At 58.5% G+C, this 7,471-nt stretch carries 7 protein-coding genes and 1 pseudogene; 3 read left to right on the top strand and 5 right to left on the bottom strand.

The window, feature by feature from the left end; genetic code table 11:
* The 3 genes from I8N66_RS34810 to I8N66_RS34820 all read right to left on the bottom strand — a co-directional run.
* Positions 1–779 (bottom strand): hypothetical protein (locus tag I8N66_RS34810; RefSeq protein ID WP_291164331.1); only part of this gene is annotated, 779 nt, incomplete at its 3' end.
* Between the two features lie 45 nt (positions 780–824).
* Positions 825–1,529: an autoinducer binding domain-containing protein gene (locus tag I8N66_RS34815; RefSeq protein ID WP_291164334.1), complete on the bottom strand. Its 705-nt coding sequence runs from the start codon at positions 1,527–1,529 to the stop codon at positions 825–827.
* A gap of 203 nt (positions 1,530–1,732) precedes the next feature.
* A complete protein-coding gene (locus I8N66_RS34820; protein ID WP_291164337.1) occupies positions 1,733–2,692 on the bottom strand; it encodes a LysR family transcriptional regulator in 960 nt (319 codons plus the stop codon).
* 150 nt (positions 2,693–2,842) lie between these two features.
* Between I8N66_RS34820 and I8N66_RS34825 the strand changes: the two genes are divergently transcribed.
* Positions 2,843–3,748 carry a nucleotidyltransferase and HEPN domain-containing protein gene (locus I8N66_RS34825; protein WP_291164339.1) on the top strand — a complete coding sequence of 302 codons (906 nt, stop codon included), beginning with the start codon at positions 2,843–2,845 and terminating at the stop codon, positions 3,746–3,748.
* 219 nt (positions 3,749–3,967) lie between these two features.
* Here the strand turns inward: I8N66_RS34825 and I8N66_RS34830 are convergent, their stop codons facing one another.
* A complete protein-coding gene (locus tag I8N66_RS34830; protein ID WP_291164342.1) occupies positions 3,968–4,249 on the bottom strand; it encodes a hypothetical protein in 282 nt (93 codons plus the stop codon).
* Between the two features lie 109 nt (positions 4,250–4,358).
* A pseudogene (locus tag I8N66_RS34835) lies at positions 4,359–5,511 on the bottom strand (amidohydrolase).
* A gap of 515 nt (positions 5,512–6,026) precedes the next feature.
* On the opposite strand from I8N66_RS34835, the gene I8N66_RS34840 reads away from it, so the two are divergent.
* Both I8N66_RS34840 and I8N66_RS34845 read left to right on the top strand, forming a co-directional pair.
* Entirely contained in the window at positions 6,027–7,052 is a 1,026-nt protein-coding gene (locus I8N66_RS34840; RefSeq protein ID WP_291164345.1) for a BMP family protein, read from the top strand.
* Positions 7,053–7,171: 119 nt separating this feature from the next.
* Positions 7,172–7,471, top strand: a 300-nt coding sequence (locus I8N66_RS34845; protein ID WP_291164347.1) for an ATP-binding cassette domain-containing protein, incomplete at its 3' end; no start/stop codon positions are given.

Genomic DNA, 7,471 nt, shown 5'->3' on the forward strand with positions numbered 1-7,471 from the left:
CCCGTCTGCGCAAGATTCACAGCATGGTCGCAATGGAACCCCGCGGCACGGGAAAGGTTGAGGAAATGCTCACTACGTCCCATAGCTTCGAGCGCGGCAAGTCTCGCCCGCGTCAGATCGTCATCGAGCGGATCACTACCTCCCCCAGGCGGCCAGCTCTGCCCAAGCCCTGCGAGCGTCGCACGAAGGCCTGGCTCGTCCCAACCCTGCATGCAAGCTGCAATGGCGGTAGAAAAGGCATCATCGGCGCCAAATTCAGCGAGTTCGCCCTGCCAGCCGGTCAATTCGTCGGCGAGGTCATCGCGCTCCTCCGCTGAGATTTCATCCATGAGCGCGGCTTGAGCGATCAGTTTATCAAGCCGAGGAAAGAACTCGTGCAGGGTTTCGTCCCAATCGGCGTTCTCCGGCCAGTATGCGGTCAACCCTGAGGCCACGGGCTTCAAGATCGCTAATGCATCGGCGGCGCGCCCCTCGGCAAGAAAGGGTTCAGCCTCATCGATCAGTTGTTCGAGCGCCGCCTCATCGATAGCCGCAGATTTATCCCAACCGTGCCGATGGCGCACGGAACCGCTCTCAGAGAAGAGCGCTTCGGCGCGACGACGAAACGGCACAGGGTCGAGCAGCGTGCTCGCCTCATCAGCCACCGAAACCGCGAACCTGGTGTCGAGCCAAAGGGCAAAGTCCTCGTCTCTCTCGGCGTGTTCGAGCACAAACGCCTCGAGCCGTTCACGCGAAATCGTCCGTATTTGCTCCGCGCGCTTGTTCTCCGCCTGCTTCATCCGTACTCCCCGGAGAATTGACTTCTCGCCGACGATGCGTTGGTTTCAAATCAGCTTTAGCTTCGTCGCCAGCGCCGTCGCCTGCGGAAGCGAGTAGGCATTGAGCTTCCTGCGCGCATTATTCATGTGAAAATTGACGTTCCAGTAAGTCATGTTCTCGATGTCGGCGATTACACTCATCGACTTGCCCTCAGATGCCCACTTGAGCATAAGCGCTTGTTTGGCGGTTAGGCCGATGTTGGGCTTTGCTGTGGGTTCAATTTCTGTCTGCTCGATCCGCACATGAAGCTGAGCGACCGCCGTCGCGGCTGCAACCGGATCGATATCCCGTTTGAGCGAGAGGGAAGGCTGGTGCGAGGCAACTGTCAGCATTGCCATACGTCTGAACGCAGTAGCAACCGGAATGGTGATGCCCGACCGAATGCCGAAACCGGCGGCATCCAAATAAAACTGCCGAACACGCGTCGATCTCACTGTCCTTGAATTTTCGGAAGACCAAGTGAACGCTTTCATCGTGGCCCTTGCAATGTGGATCACGGGGTCAATCTCGTTGAAGCCCTTTGAGAAATACCAATCCTGCCAGTCGGGATGATAATTCGACACAGCAAACGTTCCGACGGGTTGAAGATTAAGGTAGGCGTAATACTCGAATCCGAGTTCTTCAGCGAGTTCGGTGAGCGCTTCGTTGAACATCTCCTTGGTGCGCGCCACGGTGGAAACATCGGTTAGCTTCTGAAACCAGCTCTTCACCTTCTCCTCCTTTTTTGCCCTCTCGTCTTACTGAAGCAATGCCCGGCCCAGCAACATTCTGGACCTTTCGTCGGTGGCCAATAGCCATAGACCGGCGTGCGAAGCAGCCGGCGAGCTGTGCTCCTGCCTCAACTCGCCTTCAATATGAAGGTCCGAGGACCGCCCTCGCCAACCTCTGGCCGCCTACGTTACCACTTACCTATCTACTCGCTACGCGCCGGCAGACGGCGCTTGGTGTTGTTTCTTCCGGAATGGTCGCCCACAGCTTTAAGCGATTTTGATGCCGCTGCCAGCGTGCGGGCAATCTCTACGATCTCTTCACGGTTTGCGGTCGGATCCTCCTTGTTCCAGGCAAGCCCCATGCCGATCGTGAAATCCACCCCCTTCACTTCCCGAAGGCGAAACGACTGGTGGGGCAAATCCCTGGTCCATTCCGGCACGAAACCCACGCCCATCCCGGCCGCGACCAGCGAAACCAAGGAGAGTGTGTCGTCGCAACTACAGGCGACCTGATCGAGAAGGCCAAATTTTCTGAACTGCTCGAAGAAGTACTTTTCCGTGTAAGATAGATTTGAGCGGGAAAAGGAGATGATCCGCTCCCGTTTCAGATCGTTCATTGTGACAGTTTCCGCCGTCTCAAGCCGGCTGCCAAGGGGCACCGCAAGAAGATATCGCTCGTTGGCGATGCTCTGCCAACGCAGCGATCCGATGTTTTCGACTGGCCGGATGAAGCCAAGGTTGATACGACCCTTCTCCAGGTCGCGGATGATTGCATCCGTGGAACCGCTGCTCACGTGAATCTGGATATCGGGAAATCGCTTGCCGAGCTTGCTTAGAAAGAGCGGCAGCACACCGAAGGTCGCTGGGTATATGGTTCCAATCGTGATCCGATCGACATTCTTGCCTGCAACCGCCCGGACGATCGCTGAACTGCTTTCAATTTCCCGCAGAACACTGATGCACCGCTCGTAAAAAACTTCGCCGGGTTTTGTCAGTTGAACACGGCGCGTCGAGCGAATGAGAAGCTGCACGCCAAGCTCCCTTTCCAGCGCCTGGATCTGCAAGCTGAGGGCAGGTTGCGCCATAGACAGCGTTGCCGCGGCGCGGCCGAAATGAAGCTCCTCAGCCAGCGTCGCAAAACATCTCATCTGACGGAGTTCCATTCCCGGTCCTCTGTATCCGCGCCAATCAATCTACAAGCCGGTAGATCATTCATCTATTTCCACCCTATATCAATATGCTGTTTTTTTATAATCCAGTGCCCATGAATTTCGGTAGTAGACGGCGAGTCGTCTTTATCCTATCGGTTGAATATGAAAACGAGCCTCGAACATCTTCCCGAGAAGAAGCAGCGCGAGCTTGCCCGCGCCGTGGAGATCATTCACGAGGAGTTTGCCGATGCGCTCGAGGGAAGTTCGGCCGACTTCAAGAAGCGCGGCCGGATCCTGAAGATTATCCTGTTCGGTTCGTTCGCGCGCGGCACCTATGTCGACGAGCCGCACACGATGAAGGGCTACCGCTCGGATTATGACATCCTTGTTATCGTTAACTCGAAGAAGCTCGCCGAACCGGAATACTGGGACAAGGCGACCGACCGTCTGATGTGGGACAAAAGCGTTTCGACGCCGGTTGGGCTGATCGTCCATGGCGCCCGGGAGGTGAACAACTTCCTAGCGGACGGACAATATTTCTTCGTCGACATCCTGCACGAGGGCATCGTGCTCTACGAGCTCGATGATCGGCCGCTGGCCGAGCCGAAACGGCTCTCGCGTTCCGATGCACTTAGAGTGGCCAAGGATCATCGCGAGAGGCAATCCCAAAGCACTACGGAATTTCGCCAGCTCGCCGCTTATGCGATTGAGCATGGCTGGCAGAAGCGGGCTACCTTTTTGTTGCACCAAGCCGTAGAATCTGCCTATTCTTGCGTGCTCCTCACCCTCACCAACTATAGCCCACCTTCGCACAACCTCAAATTTCTCCGCGGTCTCGCCGAGGATCGTGATCAGCGGCTCGTCGAGGCCTGGCCGCGCGACCAGCATCGCTTTACCGCTTGGTACAACATTCTCAACGAAGCTTATGTGAAGGCACGCTATTCGAAGCACTTCGAGGTCACCGAAGAAGCACTCGCCTGGCTTCTCGAGCGAACCGAACATCTCCACCGCCTCGTCGAGGCGATCTGCACGGAGCGGCTGGCGGAATTGGAATGGGGCTCAGCCTAGCTAAACACGCCTACATCTCGGCACGGCATGAGTTGAAGTGAGCTCAGGGCGCGATCGACCTCGGGGTAGCATCGCTCCAAGGCGCCCTTGACCATGCCCGGGCGTCGTTGACATTGCCGATGCCGTCGGACGCCCCACATTTGTGCAGCGTCCGTAGTGCCGCGCGTCAGGACTTCGTCAGCGACGATGTCCTGATAGACGTCCTGTTTGCAGGATGCATCAATTTGCCACCCGCCTGGTGCAGTGGTTCTCTCGCTTGACGCAGGCGATCTCCGCCGTCGAGCATTCAGCAACGCCATTTAAGACGACGCAATGCGAGCATTGATCGGTGAATTCCAGGCAATCCGGATTGGCCTTGATGAAGTCCTGCAGGCTGGCATTCTCGATCTGTCGCGGTTTTGGAACAGCTTCTTCAATGGGTATATCCGCCGCGTGCGCGGTCACCATCCCCGCCACGGCGATCACAAGGCAAAGGGTGACACGAAAGCTCAATTGCCTCATCCCCAGTTCCTCCTCAGCGCAAATCCTGACGCGGCGTGAAACATCCCGAACGGCGCATTGTCAGCGCGTGCCGACAGACTACCTCCGCGCAAGCGATCGCCCTTCGCCCTCACCCCAGTTCGTTGCGAATCGCCCGCATGAAGACCTTGGCGCCGATGCCGATCAGATCGTCCGGAAAATCATAGTCGGGATTGTGCAGCCGCGCGTGGTTTTCGCCGGCCCCCAGGAAGAACATCGCCGCCGGCGCCACCCGGCCGAAAAGCCCGAAATCCTCCGAGCCCTTCATCGGCAACACGCCCTCGCCCTTGTCATGGCTGACGCCCTCCTCGTCCATGGCGCGCTCCAGCGCGATCACGGCCAGTTCAGCATTGCTGCACTGGTGGAACACGTCCTCGTATCCGATCGCGACCTTCAGCCCGGCAGCTTCCGCCTCCTTGCCGGCGAGCGCCTCGGCTCGGGCAACGAGATCGGCCATGCGTTCGTCGGTCAAGGTCCGGAGCGTCGCCCAGATCTCGGCGTAGCCAGGGCTGATGCCGAAGGCCGCCTCGCCAAGCCGCGCGTGCGTCACCGTCACCAGTGTATAGCTCTCGTCGAGCGGCCCGTTGTTGCCCAACCCCGTCAGGCCGGAAAGCAGCGAAGCAACAGCAAAGGTCGGTGCGATGCCGTCCTCCGGCGTCGAGGCGTGCGCCGTCTTGCCAGACAGCGAAATCCGCATGCCGCGTGAGGCGCAGTTGACCGGCCCGCTGCGAAGTGCGGCATGGCCGAAGCTTAATCCCGGAAAATTATGCAGCGAGTAGACTAGATCCGGCGTGATCTCCGCAAATTTGGGATCGGCAAGCACCGCCGCCGCCCCGGCGCCGTTTTCCTCTGCCGGCTGAAACATCAAGATCGCGCGCCCCTTCGCCGGCCGCTCGCGCCCCAGTCCCGTGGCAAGCGCCATCAGGATCGTCATGTGCCCGTCATGGCCAGAGATGCCCCTTGCCTGTGATCTCCGAGCGGTGCGCGATGTCCGAGATCTCCTCGATCGGCAGCCCGTCGAGTTCGGCGCGCACTATCACCGTCGGCCCTGGCTCGCGCCCTTCATAGATCGCAGCCACCCCGTGCCCGCCAAGGCCGGTGATGACAGCATCTGGCTTCGTCTCAGCCAAGGCAGCAAAGATCGTCTCCGCCGTCTCCCGCTCCTTGCCCGAGACCTCCGGCCGCCGATGCAGCTCACGCCTGAAGGCCGTCAACGCCTCAAGTTCACGGTCGATCAGAAACATTCGCGCCCCACAGGTTCTTTGTTCAGGTAGGTGCTCCAGTTTCGGGCTCCGCAGCTCACGCGTCTCACGATCCTGGCCCTTCAAAAATCTCCCAACCACGATCTTAGACCATCTCCGCAATCGAAAGAGAAGAGCGAAAGACTTCCCGTGGGCACGGCTGCCGCGCATTGGCCTTCAGCGCCTTCTTCCCAGGGGCGGCGCCGATCACACAGGAACTTGTTCGGCCCAGTTGCAGTCATGAAGACTGATTGGCGGAAAGACCGTTGAAAGTATGAACGACTTTCGGAGTTACGTTCAAGTACGCGAAGCCTCAAACGCGGAAGTTGAATTGCCTTTTAGGCGGCATTGGACGCAACACGTCTCGCGCGGGACCGCCTGGACCTTGTCACGCAGGCCGCGTTATTTCCGGTTGAATGGCGCACCACACCCAATTGCTGCAACCTCCAACTTCCCCTACATTGACCAAGTGGTAAAAAGACGCGCGCCAAACGCGCACTCAATCAGAGGGGAACTCAATGCGTAGCAATTCCTTCAACTTTGCCATTTCCAGAAGAACCCTGATCAAAGCTGCCGGCGCTTCCGCCGTGGTGGCTGCGGCCGGTCTGCCGAGCCGTCTGCTTGCTGCGGACCCGATAAAGGTGGCAGCCATCTACACCGTTCCGGTCGAGCAGCAGTGGGTCAGCCGTATCCACAAGGCGGCCAATGCAGCCAAGGAACGCGGCGACATCGAATATGTCTATTCGGAAAACACCGCAAACAACGATTACGAGCGCGTCATGCGTGAGTATTGCGAGGCGGGTCACAAGTTGATCCTGGGCGAGGTATTCGGCGTCGAGGATGCTGCCCGCGCGGTGGCCAAAGACTATCCGGATGTCGCCTTCCTGATGGGCTCGAGCTTCAAGCCCGATGCCGCCGTTCCGAACTTCTCGGTTTTCGACAACTATATCCAGGACGCATCCTATCTATCCGGCCTCGTCGCCGGCGCAATGACCAAGTCCAAGAACATCGGCATGGTGGGAGGCTATCCGATCCCAGAGGTCAATCGGCTGATGAATGCATTCATGGCCGGCGTGAAGGAAGTGGCCCCGGAAACCAAATTCCAGGTAGCCTTCATCGGCTCATGGTTCGATCCGCCAAAGGCCAAAGAGACCGCATTCGCCCAGATCGATGGGGGTGCGGACTTGCTCTATGCCGAACGTTTCGGCGTGTCCGACGCCGCCAAAGAGAAGAAGGTGTTGGCCATCGGCAATGTTATCGATACCCAGGCGGACTACCCGGACACCGTTGTCGCCTCCGCACTGTGGCATTTCGAACCGACACTCGACAAAGCGATCAGCGAAGTGAAGGCAGGCGCGTTCAAGGCTGACGACTACGGCATCTATTCCTTCATGAAGAACGGCGGCTGTTCACTGGCGCCTCTTGGCACCTTCGACAGCAAGGTTCCGGATGCCATTAAGGCCAAGGTCGCGCAGAAGGAAAAAATGATCAAGGACGGTTCGTTTACCGTCGAGATCAACGACGTCGAGCCGAAGTCGACCTAACCACTTCCTCGCGTTCATCGGAGTGGTCGGCAGTGCCGGACGAGGAATTACCCCTCGCCTTCAGCGACCATTCTCTACTTGGACGGGAAGGGAAGCCCCCAACAACTCCGGTCGCCGATGTGTCTAGCAAACCCGCACTTCGTCTTTCTCGCATTAGCAAGCGTTTCGGCCCGCTCAGGGCCAACGACGCCATTTCCTTCGACCTCAAGCAGAGCGAAGTCATCGCACTTCTCGGGGAGAACGGTGCCGGCAAGACGACTCTGATGAACATTCTCTTCGGCCACTATGTCGCCGACGAGGGAACTATCGAGGCCTTTGGCAAGCCGCTTCCACCGGGAGATCCGCGTGCAGCCATTGACGCCGGCATTGGCATGGTCCACCAGCACTTCACCCTCGCCGACAACATGACCGTACTGGAA

The organism is Ensifer sp. SSB1, assembly GCF_016652895.1.
In the GTDB taxonomy this organism is placed as follows: domain Bacteria; phylum Pseudomonadota; class Alphaproteobacteria; order Rhizobiales; family Rhizobiaceae; genus Ensifer.